This window comes from Staphylococcus simulans (assembly GCF_002994445.1).
GTDB classification, from domain to species: Bacteria; Bacillota; Bacilli; order Staphylococcales; family Staphylococcaceae; genus Staphylococcus; species Staphylococcus simulans_B.
Genome location: NZ_MRZJ01000001.1, coordinates 494720 through 519480, shown reverse-complemented (window position 1 = coordinate 519480; position 24761 = coordinate 494720). Strand labels below are relative to the sequence as shown.

24 protein-coding genes are annotated in these 24761 nt (G+C 37.0%); 16 read left to right on the top strand and 8 right to left on the bottom strand.

What is annotated here, in order from left to right; genetic code table 11:
* Positions 1 to 25: 25 nt before the first annotated feature.
* A complete protein-coding gene (gene thiW / locus C7N65_RS02650) occupies positions 26 to 523 on the top strand; it encodes an energy coupling factor transporter S component ThiW (RefSeq protein ID WP_105992916.1) in 498 nt (165 codons plus the stop codon).
* A gap of 76 nt (positions 524 to 599) precedes the next feature.
* Here thiW and C7N65_RS02645 read toward each other — a convergent pair whose 3' ends face one another.
* A complete protein-coding gene (locus tag C7N65_RS02645; RefSeq protein WP_105992915.1) occupies positions 600 to 1568 on the bottom strand; it encodes a glycerophosphodiester phosphodiesterase in 969 nt (322 codons plus the stop codon).
* A gap of 280 nt (positions 1569 to 1848) precedes the next feature.
* Between C7N65_RS02645 and mutS the strand changes: the two genes are divergently transcribed.
* From mutS to hfq, 9 genes are all read left to right on the top strand, one after another.
* Positions 1849 to 4473 (top strand): DNA mismatch repair protein MutS, encoded by a 2625-nt coding sequence (gene mutS / locus C7N65_RS02640; RefSeq protein ID WP_105992914.1) that lies wholly within the window; start codon positions 1849 to 1851, stop codon positions 4471 to 4473.
* Positions 4474 to 4485: 12 nt separating this feature from the next.
* Positions 4486 to 6417 (top strand): DNA mismatch repair endonuclease MutL, encoded by a 1932-nt coding sequence (mutL, locus tag C7N65_RS02635; protein ID WP_105992913.1) that lies wholly within the window; start codon positions 4486 to 4488, stop codon positions 6415 to 6417.
* 13 nt (positions 6418 to 6430) lie between these two features.
* Positions 6431 to 6964, top strand: coding sequence for a glycerol-3-phosphate responsive antiterminator (locus C7N65_RS02630; protein ID WP_105992912.1), 534 nt, complete (start codon positions 6431 to 6433; stop codon positions 6962 to 6964).
* Positions 6965 to 7130: 166 nt separating this feature from the next.
* Positions 7131 to 7946 (top strand): MIP/aquaporin family protein, encoded by an 816-nt coding sequence (locus C7N65_RS02625; protein ID WP_105992911.1) that lies wholly within the window; start codon positions 7131 to 7133, stop codon positions 7944 to 7946.
* A gap of 79 nt (positions 7947 to 8025) precedes the next feature.
* The gene (gene glpK, locus C7N65_RS02620; protein WP_105992910.1) at positions 8026 to 9525 is read left to right on the top strand and encodes a glycerol kinase GlpK; all 1500 of its coding nucleotides are present in this window, start codon (positions 8026 to 8028) and stop codon (positions 9523 to 9525) included.
* A gap of 180 nt (positions 9526 to 9705) precedes the next feature.
* On the top strand, positions 9706 to 11376 hold the full coding sequence (locus C7N65_RS02615) for a glycerol-3-phosphate dehydrogenase/oxidase (protein WP_105992909.1): 1671 nt from the start codon (positions 9706 to 9708) through the stop codon (positions 11374 to 11376).
* Between the two features lie 222 nt (positions 11377 to 11598).
* The gene (locus C7N65_RS02610; protein ID WP_105992908.1) at positions 11599 to 12525 is read left to right on the top strand and encodes an alpha/beta fold hydrolase; all 927 of its coding nucleotides are present in this window, start codon (positions 11599 to 11601) and stop codon (positions 12523 to 12525) included.
* 8 nt (positions 12526 to 12533) lie between these two features.
* Positions 12534 to 13490, top strand: coding sequence for a tRNA (adenosine(37)-N6)-dimethylallyltransferase MiaA (miaA, locus tag C7N65_RS02605; protein WP_415918787.1), 957 nt, complete (start codon positions 12534 to 12536; stop codon positions 13488 to 13490).
* Positions 13487 to 13702 carry an RNA chaperone Hfq gene (hfq, locus tag C7N65_RS02600; RefSeq protein ID WP_105992906.1) on the top strand — a complete coding sequence of 72 codons (216 nt, stop codon included), beginning with the start codon at positions 13487 to 13489 and terminating at the stop codon, positions 13700 to 13702. Before miaA ends, hfq begins: the two co-directional genes overlap by 4 nt.
* A gap of 241 nt (positions 13703 to 13943) precedes the next feature.
* On the opposite strand, the gene C7N65_RS02595 is transcribed toward hfq, so the two are convergent.
* Complete coding sequence (locus C7N65_RS02595) at positions 13944 to 14417, bottom strand: glutathione peroxidase (RefSeq protein ID WP_105992905.1); 474 nt, start codon at positions 14415 to 14417, stop codon at positions 13944 to 13946.
* A 145-nt stretch (positions 14418 to 14562) separates the two neighbouring features.
* On the opposite strand from C7N65_RS02595, the gene hflX reads away from it, so the two are divergent.
* The 3 genes from hflX to C7N65_RS12530 all read left to right on the top strand — a co-directional run bounded on the left by hflX (position 14563) and on the right by C7N65_RS12530 (position 17381).
* A complete protein-coding gene (hflX, locus tag C7N65_RS02590) occupies positions 14563 to 15819 on the top strand; it encodes a GTPase HflX (RefSeq protein WP_105992904.1) in 1257 nt (418 codons plus the stop codon).
* A 6-nt stretch (positions 15820 to 15825) separates the two neighbouring features.
* A complete protein-coding gene (locus tag C7N65_RS02585) occupies positions 15826 to 17064 on the top strand; it encodes an aminotransferase class I/II-fold pyridoxal phosphate-dependent enzyme (RefSeq protein ID WP_105992903.1) in 1239 nt (412 codons plus the stop codon).
* A gap of 140 nt (positions 17065 to 17204) precedes the next feature.
* Positions 17205 to 17381: a hypothetical protein gene (locus C7N65_RS12530; protein ID WP_158698094.1), complete on the top strand. Its 177-nt coding sequence runs from the start codon at positions 17205 to 17207 to the stop codon at positions 17379 to 17381.
* A 136-nt stretch (positions 17382 to 17517) separates the two neighbouring features.
* On the opposite strand, the gene C7N65_RS02580 is transcribed toward C7N65_RS12530, so the two are convergent.
* The 3 genes from C7N65_RS02580 to C7N65_RS02570 all read right to left on the bottom strand — a co-directional run bounded on the left by C7N65_RS02580 (position 17518) and on the right by C7N65_RS02570 (position 19856).
* The gene (locus C7N65_RS02580; RefSeq protein ID WP_105992902.1) at positions 17518 to 18858 is read right to left on the bottom strand and encodes a glutamine synthetase family protein; all 1341 of its coding nucleotides are present in this window, start codon (positions 18856 to 18858) and stop codon (positions 17518 to 17520) included.
* 21 nt (positions 18859 to 18879) lie between these two features.
* Positions 18880 to 19245: a MerR family transcriptional regulator gene (locus tag C7N65_RS02575; protein ID WP_105992901.1), complete on the bottom strand. Its 366-nt coding sequence runs from the start codon at positions 19243 to 19245 to the stop codon at positions 18880 to 18882.
* A 251-nt stretch (positions 19246 to 19496) separates the two neighbouring features.
* Positions 19497 to 19856, bottom strand: a complete 360-nt coding sequence (locus C7N65_RS02570) for a hypothetical protein (RefSeq protein WP_105992900.1) — start codon at positions 19854 to 19856, stop codon at positions 19497 to 19499.
* 297 nt (positions 19857 to 20153) lie between these two features.
* Here C7N65_RS02570 and cls point away from each other — a divergent pair, with 297 nt between their 5' ends.
* Entirely contained in the window at positions 20154 to 21632 is a 1479-nt protein-coding gene (gene cls / locus C7N65_RS02565; RefSeq protein ID WP_105992899.1) for a cardiolipin synthase, read from the top strand.
* Positions 21633 to 21682: 50 nt separating this feature from the next.
* Here cls and C7N65_RS02560 read toward each other — a convergent pair whose 3' ends face one another.
* Entirely contained in the window at positions 21683 to 21877 is a 195-nt protein-coding gene (locus C7N65_RS02560; RefSeq protein WP_105992898.1) for a hypothetical protein, read from the bottom strand.
* Positions 21878 to 22003: 126 nt separating this feature from the next.
* Between C7N65_RS02560 and nucI the strand changes: the two genes are divergently transcribed.
* Complete coding sequence (gene nucI, locus C7N65_RS02555; protein ID WP_415918784.1) at positions 22004 to 22537, top strand: thermonuclease NucI; 534 nt, start codon at positions 22004 to 22006, stop codon at positions 22535 to 22537.
* A gap of 42 nt (positions 22538 to 22579) precedes the next feature.
* Here the strand turns inward: nucI and C7N65_RS02550 are convergent, their stop codons facing one another.
* Together C7N65_RS02550 and C7N65_RS02545 are read right to left on the bottom strand one after the other, a co-directional pair.
* Positions 22580 to 23440, bottom strand: a complete 861-nt coding sequence (locus tag C7N65_RS02550; RefSeq protein WP_105992896.1) for a hypothetical protein — start codon at positions 23438 to 23440, stop codon at positions 22580 to 22582.
* Positions 23441 to 23682: 242 nt separating this feature from the next.
* Entirely contained in the window at positions 23683 to 24057 is a 375-nt protein-coding gene (locus C7N65_RS02545; protein WP_105992895.1) for a transcriptional regulator, SarA/Rot family, read from the bottom strand.
* Between the two features lie 195 nt (positions 24058 to 24252).
* Here C7N65_RS02545 and C7N65_RS02540 point away from each other — a divergent pair, with 195 nt between their 5' ends.
* Complete coding sequence (locus tag C7N65_RS02540; RefSeq protein ID WP_234019040.1) at positions 24253 to 24717, top strand: hypothetical protein; 465 nt, start codon at positions 24253 to 24255, stop codon at positions 24715 to 24717.
* Positions 24718 to 24761 lie beyond the last annotated feature (44 nt).

The window sequence follows — 24761 nt, the reverse complement described above, 5'->3', positions numbered from 1 at the left end:
ATCTAAGTGAAAGGGCGTTTGAGTTGTGAAGATAAGAAAACTTACTTTAACTGCTATGTTCATCGCCATTAATGTTGTCTTAAGCAGTCTGATTATTATACCGCTCGGACCTATTAAAGCGGCACCGATTCAACATATGATTAATGTGTTATGTGCTGTATTTGTAGGACCGTGGTTCGGACTTGCTCAAGCATTTCTATCCTCAGTCATTCGCATGATGTTCGGTACAGGTTCAGCATTTGCGTTTCCCGGCAGTATGATCGGAGTATTACTAGCGAGCTTGCTGTATCGTTACCGTAAACATTTGTTTATGGCCGCAATCGGTGAAGTCATCGGAACAGGTTTCATCGGCAGCTTTATGTGTATTCCTTTGGCTTTTGTCTTAGGATTGCAAGGGATTGCCATTAAACCTTTAATGGCCGCATTTATCGCATCAAGTGCTTTAGGTGCATCCATTAGTTATGTACTGCTTATGATTTTATTTAAAAAAGGCAAGCTGTCCAGATGGCTGCCAAAAGACTGATAAATACAACATCCCCATTCATTTCTTTGTTTAAGAAGTGGATGGGGATGTTTCATTTTTTCTATTTTATTTAAGCTTAGTAAGCTGTTTTGTTTTGAGATTGGTCTCTAAGTTTTACATATTGATCGATGTAGTTAGAGAAGGCACCATCAACGTTGTTATTGATTAATTGCTGCATTTCAGGGGCTGTATTGACAGTATAAGGGTGTACTAGCAGGTGATGGCGGTGCATTTTTTCTACATTTGCTGCTGTAGCATCATGATATTCAGGGCCGACACCTTTAGCATATGATGCAATATAATCTAAGTCTTGATCTGTGTATGTGCCTAATTGTGCTTTATCTGTCAATTGAATTAACGGTACATTCGGATTGAGACGTTTCATTTTCAATAAACTTTCTTGTGAGAAAGATTGTACGACGACTTGTCCGTTTTGAAGCTTATTTGGTGTCAGCAATCCGTGCTTATTTAAAGTTTGAAGCAATTTTTCTTCCATACCAGGATACACATCTGGTGATTTTGTTTCGATATAGTAGTTTGTGTTTTTGCCGTAACGGTCTAAGATTTCATCTAATGTAGGAATTTTAGCACCGCTGTATTTAGGGTCGGCATATTGAGGATTCGCAACATTGAATGAAGTGCCAACATCCATTTGTTTCAATTGAGCAGTGGTGTAGTTTTTGACAGGTCCATGGAATTTACCGCCTGTTGTACGATCAACAGTTTCATCATGCATTGCGATTAAATTGCCATCTTTTGTCATCTGCAAATCTAGCTCTATGTAGTCCGCATTGAGCTCGTTTTTGGCTTTGTCGTAAGCGAAGAAAGTATGTTCAGGTGCATAACCGCTTGCGCCGCGATGTGCGATTGCGACATTTTTATTGAGAATGTTTTGAGGTTTGTGTGATGCAGCTTTGTTAACGTTGCTGTGGCCGTTTGAAGCAGGACCGATACCGCCGCCTCCGCTAGCAAGTACTGCTTGAGAACCGGTTAATAAAGTGACTGATACTGCTAATGAGGTAATGACTGATTTTTTAAGTTTCATAGTGCGTAAATCTCTCCTTTTGTGAAATTAATTTCAATATATCAGAGAACAGTGAATGACATTCTGATTTTTACGACAATTTAATAGTATTTAACTGATAATATATATTGAATTAATCTTTTTATTAGGAATTTAAAATTAGCCTTACAAAAGCAGACACTCGTTTAACCACTTATAATTTGTTAAAATAGATGAGTTAAGAAAAGTGAAATGGATATGAAATTCTTATACAATCACTTATAATGAATAAACCTAAAATTAGAAGGAATGATTCAAAATCATGACAAATGTAACGCCGATGATGCAGCAATATTTAAAAATAAAATCTCAATATCAAGACTGCTTACTGTTTTTCAGATTAGGCGATTTTTATGAAATGTTTTATGAAGATGCAAAAGTGGCTTCTAGAGTATTAGAGATTACGCTGACAAAAAGGGATGCGAAAAAAGAAAACCCTATTCCAATGTGCGGAGTGCCTTACCACTCTGCAGAAAGTTATATAGAAACATTAATAGAAAATGGATATAAAGTAGCCATTTGCGAACAAATGGAAGATCCGAAAGTCACAAAAGGTATGGTACGCCGAGAAGTAATCCGTGTAGTTACACCAGGAACAATTATGAACCAAGGCGGCGTGGATGAAAAACAAAACAACTATATTTTGAGCTTCGTTCGAGAAGCGGACAACATTGCGTTAAGTTATTGTGATGTGTCGACGGGTGAATTAAAGGTGACACATTTTAATGATGAAAGTATGCTACTAAATGAGATTACAACAATTAATCCTAACGAGATTGTCACTGCTGAAGCGGTAGAAGCATCATTGAAGCAGCAAATGTCATTGGCTACAGAAACATTAACGGTTGTTGATGACATCAGCAATGAAAATTATGCTGTGAACCAAGTGGAAGATACATTAATGCATCATGCAGTTCAAGTACTGTTAGATTATATCCACCATACGCAAAAGCGTAATTTAGAACATATTGAAGACGCAAAAGTATATGAAGCTGTCGATTATATGAAAATGGATTATTACGCTAAACGCAACTTAGAATTGACAGAAAGCATTCGTTTGAAATCTAAAAAAGGAACATTGTTATGGCTGATGGATGAAACAAAGACCCCAATGGGTGCACGTCGTCTCAAACAATGGATTGACCGACCATTAATCTATAAACAGGCCATCAATGAACGTTTAGATGCTGTGTCACAATTGATTGATCGTTTTATTGAACGCGATACACTGCGCAATTATTTAAATCAAGTGTATGATATTGAAAGATTAGTCGGACGTGTCAGTTACGGTAATGTGAATGCACGTGATTTAATTCAGCTTAAGCATTCAATTGCTGAGATACCGAATATCAAAGCATTATTAGATGCGTTTGACGATCAATTGCCAGAGCAGTTCAGACAGTTGGAACCTTTAAATGATTTGCTGGAATTGTTGGAACACAGTCTTGTTGAGGAACCGCCGATTTCAGTAAAAGACGGAGGCTTGTTCAAACAGGGGTTTAATGAACAATTAGATGAATACTTAGAAGCATCAATTAACGGTAAACAATGGTTGGCGCAACTTCAAGCGAAAGAAAGAGAACGTACAGGTATTCGTTCGCTGAAAATCAGCTTTAACAAAGTATTCGGCTATTTTATAGAAATTACACGTGCAAACTTGAAAGGCTTTGAGCCTTCAGACTATGGTTATACACGTAAACAAACATTGTCGAATGCGGAACGTTTTATTACGGATGAATTAAAAGAAAAAGAAGATTTGATTTTAGGGGCTGAAGATAAAGCAGTAGAACTTGAATATCAGCTCTTTGTGAAATTAAGAGAAGCGGTCAAAGCGTATACTGAGCGTCTTCAAAAACAAGCAAAATTAATTTCTGAAATTGATTGCCTGCAAAGTTTTGCGGAAATTGCTCAAAAATACAATTATGTCAGACCCGAATTCAGCGATGATAAAACATTAGACTTAGTTGATTCTCGCCACCCTGTAGTAGAGCGTGTCATGGATTATAATGATTATGTTCCTAATGATTGCCGCTTAGATGATGAACAGTTCATTTATTTGATTACAGGGCCGAATATGTCAGGTAAATCTACTTATATGCGCCAAATCGCAATTATCAGTATTATGGCGCAAATGGGCGCATATGTACCATGCAGCGAAGCAGTGCTGCCGATTTTTGATCAAATCTTTACACGTATCGGTGCTGCCGATGACTTAGTATCTGGTAAAAGTACTTTTATGGTTGAAATGCTGGAGGCACAAAAAGCCTTAACATATGCGACAGAAGACAGCTTGATTATTTTTGATGAGATTGGACGCGGCACATCAACTTTTGATGGACTAGCACTTGCTCAAGCAATGATTGAATACGTTGCACAAACTTCACATGCGAAAACGTTATTTTCGACACATTATCATGAGCTGACGACATTAGATCAGTCATTGGCATGTTTGAAAAACGTACATGTTGCCGCAAATGAATATAAAGGCGAACTTATCTTCTTGCATAAAGTAAAAGATGGCGCTGTAGATGACAGTTATGGTATTCAAGTCGCAAAACTTGCAGATTTGCCGGATCAAGTGATTGAACGTGCTCAGGTGATCTTAGATGCCTTTGAAGCGAACGATAAATCACAACCGCAAATTCCTAGTTTTGAAGCTGCAGAAAAGAATGAAGCAGCAGTCTCTGAAACAAACCACTCTCGAGAAGATAAAAATGAACCAGAAGAACAGCAGCAATCTGGTTTCCAACAAGGAACATTTGATTTGTTTGATAATGTACCTAAAGAAAGCGAAGTCGAATTGGAATTAAAACAATTAAACATATCAAATATGACACCGCTTCAAGCACTCAACAAACTCAGCGAACTCCAAAACCAATTAAAATAGAGGTGAACAATCATGGGCAAAATAAAAGAATTACAGACTTCCCTCGCCAATAAAATCGCGGCAGGGGAGGTAGTTGAACGTCCAGGATCAGTCGTTAAAGAATTGTTGGAAAATGCCCTTGATGCCAAAGCAAGCGAAATTAATATTGAAGTCAAACAATCCGGAATCGAATCGATTCGTGTCGTTGATAACGGTACAGGTATCGAAGAAGATGACTTGCATCTAGTCTTTCATCGCCATGCGACAAGTAAACTGAATGAAGACAGTGATTTATTCCATATCCGTACATTAGGTTTCAGAGGTGAAGCATTAGCCAGTATTTCCTCTGTCGCAAAAGTCACATTGCGTACGTGTACAGATGGACAAAATGGACATGAAATCTATGCGGAAGATGGTGCGATTATCAATCAAAAACCTGCAAAAGCCAAACAAGGTACTGATATTTTAGTCGAATCGTTATTTTATAACACGCCGGCACGTTTGAAATATGTTAAGAGTCTGTATACAGAACTCGGAAAAATTACAGATATTGTCAATCGTATGGCGATGAGTCATCCAGAAGTACGCTTTACATTAGTATCTGACGGCAAAACATTAATCAAAACTAATGGCTCAGGACGTACTAATGAAGTAATGGCAGAAATATACGGCATGAAAGTTGCGAAAGATTTAGTGCATATTACAGGCGATACCAGTGATTATCATCTTGAAGGTTTCGTGGCCAAGCCTGAACATTCCCGCAGCAACAGACACTATATTTCTATCTTTATCAACGGACGTTATATCAAGAATTTCATCTTGAATAAGGCCATATTAGAAGGCTACCATACGTTGTTGACTATCGGACGCTATCCGATCTGCTATATCAATATAGAAATGGATCCGATACTTGTAGATGTCAACGTACATCCGACAAAATTAGAAGTTCGTTTATCAAAAGAAGAACAACTGTATCAGTTGATTGTAGAAAAAATTCAAGATGCCTTTAAAGACAAAATTTTAATTCCGCATAATGATGAAAATAAACTGCATAAGAAAAATAAAGTGCTAGAAACTTTTGAGCAGCAAAAACTGGACTTTGAAAAGCGCCAAGCTGAACAGCAGGCTGATGACAATACAGAAGATAGAACAAATGAAAGCCAAAACGATAATGCAGCAACGGACCTTGATGCAGGACAAAATGATTCGCATGTTTCAGAAACCAATGACAGTACAGATTATCAAAATGCGCAAAAAGCAGTCTTATCGGATTTAGATGCTTATGAGACTAATGACTTTGATACTGAAGCTGAAGATGACAATAAAAATGAAACGGGACAAATACAAGATGTAAGAGAAACACAAAAAGCACAACCGAAACACCGAGTCCCTTATATGGAAGTGGTTGGCCAAGTGCATGGGACTTACATCATTGCACAAAATGAAACAGGTATGTTTATGATTGATCAGCACGCAGCACAAGAACGTATTAAATACGAATACTTCAGAGATAAAATCGGTGAAGTTACGAATGAAGTACAAAATCTTTTACTGCCGATGACATTCCACTTTTCTAAAGATGAACAAATGATTATTAATGAATTCAAAGATGAATTGGATAAAGTCGGGGTGCATTTAGAACCTTTCGGCAGTCATGATTATATCGTCAACAGCTATCCTGTGTGGTTCCCTAAAGAAGAAGCACAAGAGATTATTCAAGATATGGTGGAATATGTTTTAGAACATAAGAAAGTAGATATTAAAAAAATCAGAGAAGCAGCAGCAATTATGATGAGTTGCAAAAAGTCGATTAAAGCCAACCATTATTTAAGAAATCATGAAATGGCCGACTTGATTGACCAATTGCGGGAAATGGAAGATCCGTTTACATGTCCGCACGGTCGCCCGATTATCATCAGCTTTTCAAACTATGAAATGGAACGTTTATTCAAGCGTATCCAGTAAAGGAGACATGAGCGTGAAGCCACATATTTTACCGGCAATTCGTGAGATGAGAGATTTAGAAAAGTTGGTGAAGACTGACTATCAAAAATGTGTATTGTTAGATGCCCATATCGGTCATTTGAAAAGTATTATGGACTTGTTGAAACAAAATAAACTGCAGACTTACATTCATGTGGATTTGACAAGAGGTGTCGCACATGATGAATTCGGATGCGAATATTTGATTCAAAACTTCAAACCTGAAGGGATTGTTTCAACGAAACCGAAAGTCATTAAAAAAGCGAAGACTTTGAAAGTGACTACGATTTTACGTGTGTTTGTCATCGACAGCCATGCACTCAATCGCAGTATCGCTTTAATCAAGCAAGTACAGCCTGATTTTGTGGAAGTACTGCCAGGTGTTGCTAGCAAGGTGATTCAAAAAGTTTATGATGAAACAAAGACACCAGTTATTGCCGGCGGCTTGATTGATCAGCCAGAAGAAGTAGCAGCAGCGGTATCGAGCGGTGCGGAATATGTTACAACCAGCAATAAAACATTATGGTAAATTGTTGCAAAAGTATTTTTGTGAAAATATGAATATTCATTGACAACGCTTTCATAAAAAGATATTCTGTTAATAAGTTAATATAAATTACGATAGAGATAGGAGACTTCTACATTCACACGATAAATGTAGGAGTCTTTTTGTCTACTTTTAAGGAGGAAGTTATATGAGTCCATATTTTGCGGAATTTTTGGGCACTGCCATTTTGATTTTATTCGGGGGCGGTGTAGTTGCTAACCTTAACCTTGTTAAATCAAAAGGTTTCGGCAGCGACTGGATTAATATTTCGCTTGGATGGGGGCTTGCTGTGACATTAGGGGTGTATGCAGTAGGCACAATTTCAGGCGCGCATTTGAATCCGGCTGTAACGGTAGCTTTTGCTATGGATGGCGGTATAGAATGGTTTAAAGTACCAGGCTATATTATTTGCCAAACGTTAGGCGGTGTAGTCGGCGGTGCATTAGTTTGGCTGATGTATTTGCCGCATTGGAAAGCAACAGATGATAAAGGTGCTAAATTAGCAGTATTTTGTACAGCGCCGGGCATTAAAAATTATTATGCCAACTTTTTAAGTGAAATCATCGGTACTGCTGCTTTGACATTAGGTTTGATGTTTATCGGTATCAATAAATTTACAGATGGTTTGAACCCGATTATTGTGGGCGGCTTGATTGTTGCTATCGGTATTAGTTTAGGGGGACCTACGGGTTATGCAATTAATCCGGCACGTGACTTAGGACCGAGAATTGCACATGCGCTTTTACCGATTGCAGACAAAGGTAATTCACAATGGTCCTATGCAATAGTACCGGTATTAGGGCCGATTGCAGGCGGTATGTTAGGTGCTTGTATTTATAGAGCTGCATATAAAGGTTCATTCGATATGCTTTCAGTCGCAGCCATTGTCTTGACAGCGATCACTTTAGTTTTAGGTCTTGTATTGAACAAGGTTGATAAGAAAGACGTCGAAACGATATATTAGAGATTAAGTTAATTCGAGATTTATTTTTGGGGACAAAGTCATTTGCTTTGTAATTATCATGATTAAGGAGTTGTTCAAAATGGAACAATACATTTTATCAATAGACCAAGGTACAACGAGTACACGTGCCATTTTATTTAATAAAGAAGGGGAGATTGTTTCTACAGCGCAGCGCGAATTCACACAGCATTTTCCTAATTTAGGCTGGGTAGAACACGATGCCAATGAGATTTGGACTTCTGTGTTATCGGTGATTGCGACGGTTTTAAATGATGATGATATTTATCCTAGACAAGTGGTAGGTATCGGGATTACCAACCAAAGGGAAACAACAGTAATTTGGGATAAAAATACAGGAAGACCGATTTATAATGCGATTGTATGGCAATCTCGCCAAACACAAGATATCGTTCAATCTTTACGCGACCAAGGCTATGAAGATACTTTCCGTGAAAAAACAGGATTAGTGCTTGATCCTTACTTCTCTGGCACAAAAATCAAATGGATTTTAGATCATGTAGAGGGTGCAAGAGAGAAAGCAGAAAAAGGTGATTTATTATTCGGTACAATCGATTCATGGATTGTATGGAAATTATCCGGCGGTGCAGCTCATGTTACAGATTATACGAATGCCAGCCGTACACTGATTTATAATATTCATGACTTGAAGTGGGATGATGAATTGTTAGAAATTCTGGATATCCCGAAACAAATCTTGCCTGAAGTACATGAGTCTAGCGAAATTTATGCTAAAACGAAAGACTATCATTTCTTTGGTCAAGAGGTACCGATTGCAGGGATTGCAGGCGACCAGCAATCTGCTTTATTCGGACAAGCTTGTTTCGACCGAGGCAATGTGAAAAATACGTATGGTACAGGCGGATTTATGCTGATGAATACAGGGAAAGAAGCGGTTCAATCCGATAATGGTTTATTAACAACTATCGCTTATGGATTAGACGGCGAAGTGCATTATGCTTTAGAAGGTTCAATCTTCGTGTCAGGTTCAGCAATTCAATGGTTGAGAGATGGGTTAAGAATGATTAACTCTGCGCCTGAATCAGAAAATTATGCGAACCGTATTGAATCTACTGATGGGGTTTATGTGGTGCCTGCCTTTGTAGGTTTAGGTACACCTTATTGGGATTCAAATGCACGCGGTGCAGTCTTCGGTATTACACGCGGTACTGAAAAAGAACACTTTATCAGAGCAACTTTAGAATCTATCTGTTACCAAACACGTGATGTAGTTGAAGCTATGGTGCAAGACTCTGGTATTCATGTAGAAAGTATCCGTGTGGATGGCGGTGCAGTGAAGAACAACTTCTTAATGCAATTCCAAGCAGATATTCAAAATATCACAGTAGAACGTCCTGAAATCAATGAAACAACAGCATTAGGTGCAGCATATCTTGCAGGTTTGGCTGTAGGATTCTGGGACAGCAAAGAAGAAATCGCAAACCGCTGGAAATTAGAAAAAGCATTCGAACCGCAAATGGATGAAGCTGAGCGTGAAAAATTATACAAAGGCTGGAAAAAAGCAGTTGAAGCAACGCAAGTATTCAAGTTAGACGATTAATTGTAAACTATGTTATACTATTTAATAAGTTAATATTTATGACTCGAGAATGAGAGAACTGTTCACACCATTATAAAATGTATGGGATAGGTCTCTCATTTTTTAATCTATTGGGTTGTAAAACTCACATTTCGACTTGTCTCATGCATTCATATCAGAATTTATTAGGAGGCGTTATCAATGAGTTTATCAACATTGAACAGAGAAGCAATCAAACAAAGATTAAAGGATCAAGAATATGACGTAGTGATTATCGGAGGCGGTATTACAGGTGCAGGTGTCGCTTTAGATGCGGCAGACCGCGGTATGAAAGTCGCACTTGTAGAAATGCAAGACTTTGCACAAGGGACAAGTTCTCGTTCTACTAAATTAGTCCATGGCGGTTTACGTTATTTGAAACAGCTGCAAGTCGGGGTAGTAGCTGAAACAGGCCGCGAACGTGCGATTGTATATGAAAACGGTCCGCATGTTACAACACCTGAATGGATGCTGCTGCCGATGCATAAAGGCGGCACATTCGGCAAGTTCTCAACTTCTATCGGTTTAGCAATGTATGACCGATTAGCTGGTGTTAAAAAATCCGAACGCAAGAAAATGTTAAATAAACAGCAAACATTAGAAAAAGAACCGCTTGTAAAACGAAAAGGTCTTAAAGGCGGCGGTTATTATGTTGAATATCGTACAGATGATGCACGCTTAACAATCGAAGTGATGAAACGTGCAGCTGAAAAAGGTGCAGATATTGTCAACTACACAAAATCAGTCAACTTCACGTACGATAATAAAGAACAAGTTAATGGTATCCAAGTGACAGATATGCTGTCAGATGAAGCATATACAATTCATGCTAAAAAAGTAATCAACGCAAGCGGCCCTTGGGTAGACGAGGTCAGAAGCGCGGATTACTCTAGAAATAATAAACAATTACGCTTAACAAAAGGGGTACACATTGTTATTGATCAATCTAAGTTCCCTTTACAACAAGCAGTATACTTCGATACAGAAAAAGACGGCAGAATGATTTTCGCAATTCCGAGAGAAGGCAAAGCATATATCGGAACAACAGATACGTTTTATAATAATGACAAAACATCACCGCTGCCAACACAAGAAGATCGCGACTACTTGATTGATGCAGTTAATTACATGTTCCCAGGACTTGATATTACAGATAAAGATATCGAATCATCTTGGGCAGGTGTAAGACCGTTAATTTTAGAAGAAGGCAAAGATCCATCTGAAATTTCTCGTAAAGATGAAATTTGGGAAGGCAAATCAGGTTTGTTAACGATTGCCGGCGGTAAACTAACAGGATACAGACACATGGCAAAAGGTATTGTTGACTTGCTTTCTAAACGCTTGCAGCAAGATTTCGGTTTGAAATTCGGTTCATGCAAAACGAAACATCTTACAATTTCAGGCGGTGATGTCGGCGGCAGTGCCAACTTCGAAAACTTTGTTGAGCAAAAAACAGCAGAAGGTGCGAAGTATCAATTAGATACTGAAACAGCTGAAGCAATCGCAAGACGTTACGGTTCAAATGCTGATGAACTATACAAAATTGCACACACGGCACAATATCAAAACTCAGGCTTGCCGTTAGCAATTTATGCAGAATTGATTTATGGTATTCAAAATGAAATGGTATATAAACCGACGGATTTCTTAATCCGCAGAACAGGTATGTTATACTTTGATATTGAAGACGTCTTAAAATATAAAGACGCAGTAGTAGATGTATTAGCACAATTATTGAATTACGATACAGTACAACGTGCTTTATTTACAGAAGAATTAAATGAAGCGATTGATGAAGCAAGAACAGGAAATGATCAACCAGCTGAAAAATAATAGATAAAAATGAGAAATGGGTTGAAATTCCATCGAATTTCAACCTGTTTTTTTAATAAAAAGCGTAATGAAAACGTTTTATTGCATTAAATTGACATTTTAAGTCAACCAAATGTTATTGCCTTTTCTAAAAAGGGCTTGGTATGATTATATATGTAATACATCACGAAACAACAACTTAAGAACATGAATTAATTAAAATGCTTGGCGGAGGTGTAATAAATGTGTCCAAACACATTTAAAGTTACAGTCGAAGATGGAACAAATATCGAAGTGAAATTAGATAAAGCGAATAAAACGCGTATCGGTATTGTACATATCTTTCATGGGATGGCAGAACATATGGGGCGTTATGATGTATTTGTCGAATCGCTTAACCAGCAAGGTTATGATGTGATTCGCCATAATCATCGCGGTCACGGCAAGGATATCAATGAGAAAACAAGAGGACATTTTGACAGCGTCGCACAAGTCGCTTCAGATGCATATGAAATTGCTCAAACTTTATATCCAGAACGCCGAAATATGCCTTATATCGTGTTGGGTCATTCTATGGGATCGATTATTGCACGCAAGTATGTCGAAATGTTTCCAGACATCGCACAAGGCTTGATTTTAACAGGCACAGGGCAATTCCCCAAAATCAAAGCGAAACTCGCGGCAGCTGCGTTGAAATTAATCACGATTGTACTTGGAAAACGTACACGTCTTAAATGGGTAAACCGTCTTGCATTTAAGCCTTTCAATCGTCGTATCAAAGAAATACGCACAGAAAATGATTGGTTATCAACAAAGAGAGAGGAAGTTGATAAGTATTGCGCCGATCCGTACAGCGGATTTTCAGTTTCCAACCAAGTAATCTACAGCACATTGCATGAAATGCTTGTGACTAGTTCTCCAAAGGAAATTAAAAAGATGAATGCAGATTTACCGGTTCTATTGATATCTGGTAAAGAGGATGCTTTCGGAGATTACGGAAAAGGTATCCGCAGATTAGGTGTAATGTTAAAGAAAAACGGCGTTAAGCACATTACAGTGCAGCTGTACCGCAATAAACGACATGAAATTCTTTTCGAAGATGATTATGTCCATACATGGAATAACATGTATGACTGGATTAAGAAAAATATCCTGAATAAATACAAATAGGGGGATTTATAATGAGTACTACAAAGCCATTATTAGTGGTTATCGTTGGACCTACTGCTGTAGGAAAAACAGAATTAAGTATTGAGTTAGCTAAAGCGATAGACGGTGAAATCATCAGCGGGGATTCTATGCAAGTTTATAGAGGCATGAATATCGGAACAGCAAAAGCTACAGCTGATGAAATGCAGAATATCCCTCATTATTTAATTGACATCTTAAATCCAGACCAGCCATTTTCTGCATACGACTTTAAAGTACGTGCAGAAGCACAAATTAACAAAATTATAAGTAAAGGCAAAATACCCATTATCGCTGGCGGCACAGGACTTTATATTCAATCATTGATTTATGATTATCCTTTTGACAAAGAAGAAATTTCACCAGAGAAAGCAGAAGAAGTGCGTCAAAAAATGACAGAACTCGAAACGCTTTCCAATGAACAGCTTCACAACTATTTAGCAAGCTTTGATGCGGCATCTTCAGAAGCAATTCACCCTAATAATCGTAAAAGAGTGTTGAGAGCTGTAGAATATTACTTGAAAACGAAAAAAAAATTAAGTAATCGTAAAAAAGTTCAACAATATACAGAAAATTATGATACATTATTAATAGGGGTAGAAACATCGCGCAAAACAATGTATCAACGCATAAATAATCGTGTTGATGTCATGATGAATGCAGGTTTATTAGAAGAAGTTCAGCAACTATTGGAACAAGGATATTCAAATTGCCAAAGCATGCAAGCAATAGGATATAAAGAATTGATTCCGGCTATCAATCAAGACATTACGATCGACCAAGCCGTTGATAAACTCAAACAACATTCTAGAAATTACGCAAAACGTCAAATGACTTGGTTCAAGAACAAAATGAATGTGCAATGGTTTGATAGAGAGAAAGAGCCGCTTCCAGTAATATTAGAAAGTATCTCTGCCCAAATAAAGAAAAGGAGCAATCAACTATGAGTAACACAACAACAATTCAAACAAACTTCTTAGAGGGCTTTAAAACAAGCAAAGAAGAATTAACGGTCTTTTTATTAAACGGTTTCCAAATGAAAGGAACAATCGTTGATTATGATGACAGCGTCGTTAATTTATATTCTCAAGGAAAAAACCACTTGATTTACAAACATGCAATCAGCACATTCACTCAAGAACCATCAGTTGTTGAATAATAAGAAAGCAGTTTGTAGTTAGAATAGACATCAGGAAACAACTTCACGTCATTGATCATTCTTACAGATGTGCATGCTTGTTGATAACTATCTAATAATCTATGATAAAAAGCAACATCTAATGTTAAGTATTTCAACTTAACGTTAGGTAGTTGCTTTTTTTAATAATTGATTAAAAAAATAGAACGTATTTATTAGAATTTGTTAAATCACTAATAAATACGTTCTTATTCTTTGCTTTTTACAATAACGCTTCAATATCAGATTCAATCTGGCTAGGGTTTTTCTGCGGAGAGAAACGGTTAACAACATTGCCATCTCTATCAATTAAGAATTTGGTGAAATTCCATTTGATTTTACTATTGAAAAAGCCGTCTTGCTGATCTGTTAAATATTGGTAGAGGGGATGCTGTTCCTCTCCGTTTACTTTAATTTTTTCATGCATCGGGAAGGTTACCCCGTAATTGATTTTGCAGTTTTGCATGGCTTCATGTCCGCTGCCCGGTTCTTGTTTGCCGAATTGGTTGCAAGGGAAGCCTAAAACGACAAATCCTTGTGATTGGTAAGCTTCATAGAGCTTTTGAAGACCCTCGAATTGCGGCGTAAAACCGCATTGGCTGGCAGTGTTGACAATTAACATGACTTTACCTTTGTATTCATCAAGGTGATAAGGTTTTCCATCAACATCTGTCACTTCTATATCATAAATACTCATAATTTATTCACCTCACTAAATCCAAATTATCACATTCCGCCTAGATAGTCTTTAATTATGCACTATGATAAAATGAGGAAGATAACTCATATATTGAATGATTATTCAAATTAACAGTGAAACAATTAAAAGGAGGATATCCTATTTGCCTCAAGATAAAATATTTGATACAGAAGAAGTAATCGAAAAAGCCTTGCTTATCGGTGTTGATGCATACGATGAGAAAGAATTCGACTTCAGAGCAACAATGGATGAACTTAAAGCATTGGCAGAAACATGCCGCTTAGAAGTGCTGGGCGAAATTACACAACAAAAAGATCGTATTGAAGATAAATCCTATGTCGGCAAAGGCAAGCTGCAAGAAATTAAAGACTACGTCGAAATGTATGATGTCGATGTAGTAGTAGCCAACGATGAATTGACGACTGCACAGTCTAAAAGCTTAAATGACAACTTAGGAGTTAAAATCATTGATAGAACGCAATTGATATTAGAAATCTTTGCGATGCGTGCGAGCAGTAAAGAAGGTAAGCTTCAAGTAGAATTAGCACAGCTTGATTACTTGATGCCGCGCTTAATGGGCCATGGTAAAAGCTTATCTCGTCTCGGCGGGGGAATCGGTACTAGAGGTCCGGGTGAAACGAAACTTGAGACAGACCGTCGTCATATCCGCCGTCGTATGAATGAAATCAAGCACCAATTGAAAACGGTAGTTGAACATCGAGAGCGTTATCGCAGCAAACGCAGACAAAATCATGTCTTCCAAGTCGCATTGGTAGGTTATACCAACGCAGGCAAATCAACATGGTTCAATATTCTTGCGGATGAATCCACATATGAAAAGGACTTGTTATTCGCAACCTTAGATCCGAAAACACGCCAAATCCAAATTAATGACGGTTATAATTTAATTATTTCAGATACCGTCGGATTCATTCAGAAATTGCCGACAACACTGATTGCGGCCTTCAAATCTACACTCGAAGAAGCAAGAGATGCGGATTTACTGCTGCACGTTGTCGATGCAAGCAATGAAGATTACAGAACGCAGTATGATACGGTTAATCGTATTATCGGTGATTTAGACATGGATAAAATTCCGCAAGCAGTTATTTTCAATAAGAAAGATTTAAGCGAAGGTCCAGCACCTGCGTCTCAACTGCCGAACGTCTTTGTGTCAGCACGTAATGAAGAAGATGAAGCAGCAGTGCGCCGCTTATTGATTCAGCAAGTTGAAAAGCAGATGGAACCTTATCAAGAAACAGTACCTGCAGATGATGCAGATCGCTTGTACTTCTTAAAACGCCATACATTGATACATTCATTAGAATTTAATGAATCAACAGAAAGTTATGATGTAGAGGGGTACAGAAGAAAAGCAGAAGAAAACGGAGAGAAGTAAGCATAAATGAACTTAGAACAAATCATTACAGAAACAGAAACAGAATTACAACCTTATTTTAAAGAAATAGAAGCTTGTGCTTATCGCAACCAAGCTAAAGTATTAGATGCTTTCCATGCGGTCAAAGCCTCTGAGTCAGATTTACAGGGGACGACAGGATACGGCTATGATGATATTGGCCGCGACCATTTAGAAGCTATCTATGCGCATACTTTTAAAACCGAAGATGCATTGGTGAGACCTCAGATTATATCTGGCACACACGCAATTACACTTGCACTGCAAGCTAATTTAAAATATGGAGATGAACTCCTTTATATTACAGGCAGCCCATATGATACGCTGCTTGAGGTCATTGGTGTGAATGGCAACGGCATCGGCAGTTTGAAAGAAAATGGTGTTATCTACAATGAAGTAGACCTGACAGAAGAAGGGCAGATTGATACGGATGCAGTGATAAATGCGATGAGCGATAAAACTAAAATCGTCGCAATTCAGCGTTCAAAAGGTTATGATCAGCGCCCGTCTATTTCGGTAAGTGCTATCGGACAAGCAATCGAAGCTATTAAAGCACAGTATCCGGATGTTATTGTGTTTGTGGATAATTGTTACGGCGAGTTTGTGGAAGATCAAGAACCAAGTGAAGTCGGGGCAGATTTAACAGCAGGTTCGCTGATTAAAAACCCAGGCGGCGGATTAGCTCGTATCGGCGGTTATATTGTCGGCAGAACAGATGTTATCGAACGCTGCGGTTATCGTTTAACAGCACCAGGTATCGGTAAAGAAGCGGGCGCATCGCTTAACGAATTGCCGAGTATGTATCAAGGCTTCTTCTTAGCACCGCATGTCGTAAGCCAAAGTTTGAAAGGTGCTTTATTTACAAGCTTATTCTTAACTAAGCTGAATATGAATACAGTACCTGCTTTTGATACACAAAGAACAGATTTAATTCAAACAGTACAATTTGATACTGCAGAACAGATGATTCGCTTTTGCCAATGTATTCAAGCCGCATCGCCTATTAATGCACACTTCAGTCCAGAACCTAGTTATATGCCTGGCTATGAAGATGATGTCATTATGGCTGCTGGCACATTTGTTCAAGGGTCATCGATTGAACTTTCTGCAGATGGTCCTATCAGACCGCCTTATGAAGCATATGTACAAGGCGGATTAACTTATGAGCATGTGAAATTAGCGGTCACAAGAGCCGTGAAACAAATGAGTGAAGAAGGACTTATTTAATCTAATCAATTTTAACTGACGTTATTCAAAAGCGTCAGTTTTTTTTGTTTAGAGACTGCACGATTAGATTTCATATTATAATAGAGATAAAGAAGCGGAATACAAGCATCAATAACAACAAGAGTATGGAGTGAAGAAGAATGCTTAAATATAAAACGTATTTGTTTATAATCTGTCTAGCCATGTTAGCAATTATCTCTAAAAGAACGGCACTTAATCCAGTTTTGTTTTACAGTGCCTTAGCACTTTATGTAGTATCAATCGGCTATTTATTCTATAAAATCGGCAAACTTAAAAAGAACAAGAAATTAAGATAATAGAGCAATGTATGATAAAAGAGGTAAAATACTATTTGAAATAGATAGGTGAGATTGTAAAAGAAAATGGAATTAAAAAAAGAGGCCGCATGGCCTCTTTTTAATATCCCAATGTTTAGCACCTTAGGCGCTTAGATTAATACAATTTCATGTATTGTTCGCGTTCCCATTCAGAAACTTGTGTTCTATAGTAATCCCATTCGATTGATTTAGAGTGGATGAATTGGCTATAGATGTGAGGTCCTAATGCGTCTTTAACAATTTTGTTTTCGCGCATTGCTTTTAAAGCTGTGTAAAGTGTTGAAGGAAGATCTTCAATACCGATTGCTTCACGTTGGTCACGGTTCATTTCATAGATGTTTTGGTTAACAGGTTCTGTAACTTTAAGTTTGTTTTTGATACCGTCTAAACCAGCTTCTAAGATTGCGGCTAAAGCCATGTAAGGGTTAGCAGCAGGGTCAACTGAACGTACTTCAACACGAGTTGATAAACCGCGTGAAGTAGGGACACGTACTAATGGTGAACGGTTTTTACCGCTCCAAGCAATGTAGCAAGGTGCTTCGTATCCTGGTACTAAACGTTTGTATGAGTTAACAAGCGGGTTGCAGACAGCTGTGAAACCGCGAGCGTTTTTAAGAATACCTGCGATGAATTGGTATGCTTCTTCAGTCATTTGATCTTGACCATTAGGATCGAAGAATGCATTTTCTTTACCTTTGAATAAAGAAACGTTGAAGTGCATACCGCTTCCGTTTACACCGAATAATGGTTTCGGCATAAATGTCGCATGCAAGTTATGTTTACGAGCGATTGTTTTAACTACTAATTTAAATGTTTGGATGTTATCACAAGCAGTGATTGCATCAGCGTATTTAAAGTCGATTTCATGTTGGCCAGGTGCTACTTCGTGGTGGCTGGCTTCAATGTCAAAGCCCATGTCTTCTAATTCTAATACGATATCACGACGGCAATTTTCACCTAAGTCAGTTGGTGCTAAGTCAAAGTAACCGCCGTGATCATTTAATTCTAGTGTTGGTTCGCCTTTTTCATCTAATTTGAATAAGAAGAATTCTGGTTCAGGTCCTAGGTTGAAATCAGTGAAGCCTAATTCTTCCATTTCTTTTAATACACGTTTTAAGTTAGTACGAGGATCACCAGCGAATGGTTTGCCGTCAGTACCGTATACGTCACAGATTAAACGAGCAACTTTACCTTGACCAGCAGTCCAAGGGAAGATAACCCAAGTATCTAAGTCAGGGTGTAAATACATATCTGATTCTTCAATACGTACGAAACCTTCGATTGAAGATCCGTCGAACATCATTTCATTATCTAATACTTTTTCTAATTGACTTACAGGTACTTCAACATTTTTGATTGTTCCTAAAATGTCAGTGAATTGCAAGCGTAAATATCTTACGTTTTCTTCTGTAGCAAATCTGCGGATGTCTTCTTTTGTAAATGTACGTTTTGCCATGTTTATAAATCCTCCAGTGAATTATTTGATAAAACGAGATAGGTCGCCTCGATTTATCGGGATAGCTTCTTGTTGCGGTTTCTGTGTTGCTTCGACGATAACATGTTTTCTAAGTGCTTTTTCATCCGTAGATAAATGCTGCTCATCTTGATGAATGATTTGTTTGATTGCTTTAAGGTTAAACCCTTTTTCTAAAAGGTGTTTGATTTCTAACAGGCGATCTAAATCATTCATTGAAAACATTCTTTTGTTACCGGGTGTTCTCTCTGGTTTAACGAGTCCATGTGATTCGTAATACCGTACCTGTCTTGGTGTTAGCTCAGTCAATTGATTTACGACACTCATAGAGAAGACGGCCATGTTTCTGCGTATTGCATCATTAGACATTCATCCATCACCTCTATTTTTGAACTTGTAATTAATTTAGCATAAATAAGACGAAATTACAAAAATATGTCAGGTTTTCTGACATTAGCCGTTAAACCTAGTGCTAGTAAGGGTTTGAAGCATGTTTTGAAATGTTTTTGATTAAGTTAAACACGAACATTTCAAAAAAAGTTCAAATTTTCGTTCCGATTTGAATCATTAAAGTAGCGGCGAAAGCCAAAACCTTCGCCGCTTCGGATAATCTTGCTTTATTATAGTTGGCTGATTTTTGAGACAACATCTTCGTATTTAGAAAGGTACTTTTCATATTCTTCTGCTAAATGAGAAGTGTCTTTGCTTTCTCCGCTTGCCAACTTCGCAAGCTCATCATAAAATTTGCGTGTTTCGCGTGCATAAGATTTAAATTCTAAAGTTTCGACATCATCGTGTGTAGATACAAAACTATCTACAGATTCTAATGTCGCAAAAATTTCGTTTAATAAAATGATTTGTGGTTTTGAAATATCTTTATGATTCGGGTTGATTGTGTTCTGATACACATCATCAAAAGTTTCATTGATAAATTCTACTTTTTCATTCAAATAGCTTTTAACTTTTTGTTTGTTTGGCATTTATCACCACTCCTTAATAAAAGTAATACCTATATTGAGTGAGACATAAACATTTAAGTTCAGGTATTTTGAAAAATGAACAGTAGTCATTTTAGTGAAGCTATGTGCAAGAATTTCAGGTGATACATCTGTTTAGCATATTCACTCTTTGAAGAATAAGTGATTCTTTCATTGTTCATAGTACGTTCATTAATGATAAAATAGTTTAATATTAAAACTTTATGTAAAATGATTCGAGCTTATATGTTAACGTCGATTATCATGTTAGAATCAGGCATAGTGTTAGGAGTTGAGAAAATGATTGCCTTTTATATACCTGGGTTATTAGGTGATATTTTGATTGGTATCTTTATCTTATTTACGATTTTGAATTTGATAGTTGCTTTCAATATCATCTTTATCAAAGATAGGTCTACAAGTTCTACTTGGGCTTGGTTATTTATTTTGTTTATCGCACCGGTTTTAGGCTTCTTCTTATATATTTTCTTTGGAAGAGGTGTTTCAAAACGCAAGCTGTATAAACATTATCGTAAAGATATTGAACAATTTGACGACATTATTAATGAACAACGTTATCAAGTACAAGAAGGTAAAATACAAAGTGAGAATCCAGTGGTGAATCAACATCATGATTTAGTTAATATGCTTTTAACAAGACAACCAGCATTTTTAACAGATGGCAATGATGCAGATATCTTCGTAGATGGTCATGAGTTATATGACAAGATGATTGAAGATATTCGACAAGCTAAACACCACATTCATTTAGAATACTATGTATTTGAACTAGATGGATTAGGACACCGTATTATTGATGCACTGGAAGAAAGACTAGAAGCAGGTGTGGAAGTGTTGCTGCTGTATGATGATATCGGTTCGAAGAAACTGACAATGAGACAATTTAAGCGTTTCAGATCATTAGGCGGACAAGTAGAAGCTTTCTTTGCGAATAAATTGCCGTTAGTCAATTTCAGAATTAATAACCGCAATCACAGAAAAATTGTGGTCATTGATGGGCAAATCGGTTATGTCGGAGGCTTTAATGTCGGCGATGACTATCTCGGCTTGAATAAGAAGTTCGGCTACTGGAGAGATACGCATGTCAGAGTCGTAGGGAAAGCCGTAGATGCACTGCAGCTTCGTTTTATGCTGGATTGGAATTCTCAATCTAAAAGGAAGCGTCTTGAATATTTACCAGAGTACTTCCCGGTTAAAGAAGAAAGCGGAGATGTTGCAATGCAGATTGCTTCTAGCGGTCCAGATGATAATTGGCATGAAATAGAATTCGGCTATACGAAAATGATCAATTCTGCTGAAAAATCTATTTACATGCAAAGTCCTTATTTCATACCGGATAATTCATACATTAATGCACTGAAAATGGCCGCAAACTCTGGTGTGGATGTGCATTTAATGATTCCGGATATGCCGGATCATCCGTTTGTTTATTGGGCTACATTTTATCATGCGGCTGAATTGATTGATTCAGGTGTTAAAATTTATATGTATAACAATGGATTCATTCATTCGAAAATGATGGTCGTTGATGATCAAGTTGCGAGTGTTGGATCAGCGAATATGGACTTTAGAAGTTTTGAATTGAATTTTGAAATTAATGCGTTTATGTATAATGAAGATATAGCGGTTCAATTGCGCAAAGCTTTCGAGCATGATGTGACCTTGTCGACACAATTGACGGCAGCACGTTATGAAGAACGTTCATTTTGGATTAAGATGAAAGAAGGCTTCTCTAAATTAATCACACCGATTTTATAATGAAGAACAATACCCTCGGAAGCGATGTACTTTTCCGAGGGTATTTTATATTACTTTTTCTTATTATGTTTTTCTCGATTCTGCTGAATAATAAATAAAATAAAACCGACGAATATACCCATGAACACACCGATAACAGCGGTCACTAATAATGGAAATTCGTATACATATTGCAAAATCAAGCCTACAATAATTGCAACGGCAACTGCGATGATTGTTACAATATTTTCTTTAATGGCTTGCATAGCGTGCCTCCTCAATTTATTCCTTATCTTCATCATATCAAATTTTTTGAATCTAGAGAATTGACGCCATTCATAAAAGATAGGTATGATAATCCGGTGAACAAATTTTTAAAGCAGGTGAAATTTTTGAAACGAAAATCGATGTCGACAATCATTGTAGTCGCAGTGATTGCATTAGTAGTAATAGGGTTCCAATATTTTAATCATTCAGGACCATTCAAACAAAGCGGCAGTCAAAGTGCATCCACGTCAATGGGTGATAAAGAAGCAGTTCAAGTGAAAAGAGTCATTGACGGCGACACTTTCATCGCAACAGATAAAGATAATAAAGAAATTAAAGTGCGTATGATAGGAATGGATACACCTGAAACTGTCAAACCAAATACGCCTGTTCAGCCATATGGCAAAGAAGCTTCTCAATATACAAAGCAAACATTGAATAATCAAAAAGTCTATTTAGAGTTCGATAAAGAACCAAAAGATCAATATGGCCGTTATTTAGCATATGTTTGGTTAGATAAAGACCGTATGTTTAATGAAGAATTGGTTAAAAAAGGATTAGCGCGAGAAAAATACTTTGCGCCAAACGGTAAATATCGAGATGTCTTTAAAAAGGCTGAACAACAAGCAAAACAACAGCATTTGAATATTTGGAGTTAAAAAATACCCGGCATGCTTATTTGGCATGCCGGGTATTTAACATTAGTTTTGATTTATATAGTTTAAAATGATTTCGCTATCTTTCTCTGTAATTTCATGCTTAGATTGTGCGATGATACTTTCAATTGCATCTTTAAGGTGATGCTTAGAAGTAGCAGTTGCGACATATTTTTGTCTTTCAGTCGGGCCGTCAATGATATTGACAGAACCGTCATTGAAGTAAACAAGACCTACACTTGAGATTTTTTTATTGAAGTTTTGTTCGTAGGCTTTTTTTAATTCTTTAGAATTTGTCGCTGCTGTTAAATAAGGATCGTAATCATAGAAATCGAATGTCACACTATTACTTTTGACTTTTTCAGTAAATGTGTAGATATCTTCACGTGTAGATTGGAACTGGCTTTGATATTGATCTGCAATATAATGTCCGACAATCTGATTGATATCTTCTACATTTGTATCTATTTCTTTTTCAGGTTCTGCACTGAAATGATAAAATGTTTTTTCTTTCCAATTTTTGACGTCGATATTTAACAACCCTTTGTTTGTAATCACAACATAGTCAAATGTGCGCAAGTAGTTGAATAAAGGATGTTTCACCGCAACATTGCCTGTTGAAACAATGTGGAAAAATTCAATCTTTCCTTCATCTTTAAAGCTCTGCATGACATTTTTTAATGCTTGCTTAGCCTTTCTTACACCATAGTGATGTTGTTGGGAACCATCATTAATGATTTGGTTTCTTAATGATGTGATTTCAGAACGCAAGCTGTTAACTTTGCTTACCAGCTGGTTCTTTGAATAAATCTCTGTGTCTAGTCGATGCTGCATCAATCCTCTTGATATAATCAAAGCTATAACCAAGATGATGATAATTGCAACGAGCAGTAACGTTAAATACATATCAATCATTCCTTACTAAATAATGAGTCGTTAAAGTTATTCATACCCTAATAATCTAACTCTTATCGCTAAAAATCAATCATAAAGTCTTAAGACAGTATGAAGTAAATATAATGACCATATTAAAAAAGATTCAGACAAACATGAAGGGAATGTGTCTGAATCTTTAAGACGTAAATTTAACATAGGTTGTGTTTTGTTTAAAGAGTGCTTGGGAAAATAGTTAAATAACTAATTGAAAGCTACTCTACTGAGCCTTGCAAAACTGACATCTGCAATTCATTGAAGGATTCAAGCAGTTTTTCGGCTTGTTGTTCTTGCGCTTTGGAAATTGTTACAAATACTTGTCGTTCATCATCGGTACAGCGCTGCTTACCGAGAATGTTCATTTCTGTTAATGTGCTGAAGGATTTATGAATTTCCATCAAACTAAAATTCATACCTTTTTTGACTTCAAGAAGGGGAATTGAACTTCTTTTATAGCTTAAGATATGCTGTAAAAACAGTAAATCATTAAAGCGTAAGTTAAATTCGTTCTTGAGTTCTTTGATTAGTTGTTTACGATGCAATTCATAATAGAAAATGGATTCTACGGTCTGTCTTTGTATTGATTGCATTTTCTCACCTCTACGTTGTGTAATAAGTTCTTTCGCATACATTATTATAATAAAAAAGTTATACGATTGAAAGGGATTTTCTTTCTTTTAAGGTAAAATTTATGTTTTTAATTTTAATTATACCATTTACGCAATAAAAATAAATGATACAATTCCAATAGGATTAGTTGGTGTTATAAAAGGAGTTTGAACATATTGTCGTCTAATTTTAAAGATAATAACCATTTAATGGAATTTTACAACAGAATGCAATCTAATGCGGTGATTGCATTGGATAATCATCCAGTTTCATATTATTTAATGGAATTTCTTGAAAAACAAAATCAGCATGTTTCTATCGTTACTTATTCTACTGATATTATGAAATTTGTGTGCCGAAACACACATTTTAATATTATCTTTGCGCCGGGCAAAGTCGATCAAGCGCAGCATATCATGACTGGCAATGCCTTGATAGATCAATTCAAGACGCTTCATATTCATTATTATTTTTGCCAAGCGAGTTACATAGATGAAGCGGATAAGCTGTACCAAAGCCATCCGGATGTAGCGGCGATTCAAAAGGTATTAGTACAGCAAGCGGATGAAACATTCTTAATCAACTTCCCGGATTTAACGCAAACGCCGGATTTATATTGGCAAATCGGCAATCTCAAATAATTATAGACAAGAGAGAAGAGTCAAGCTAAAATGTATATGAATAG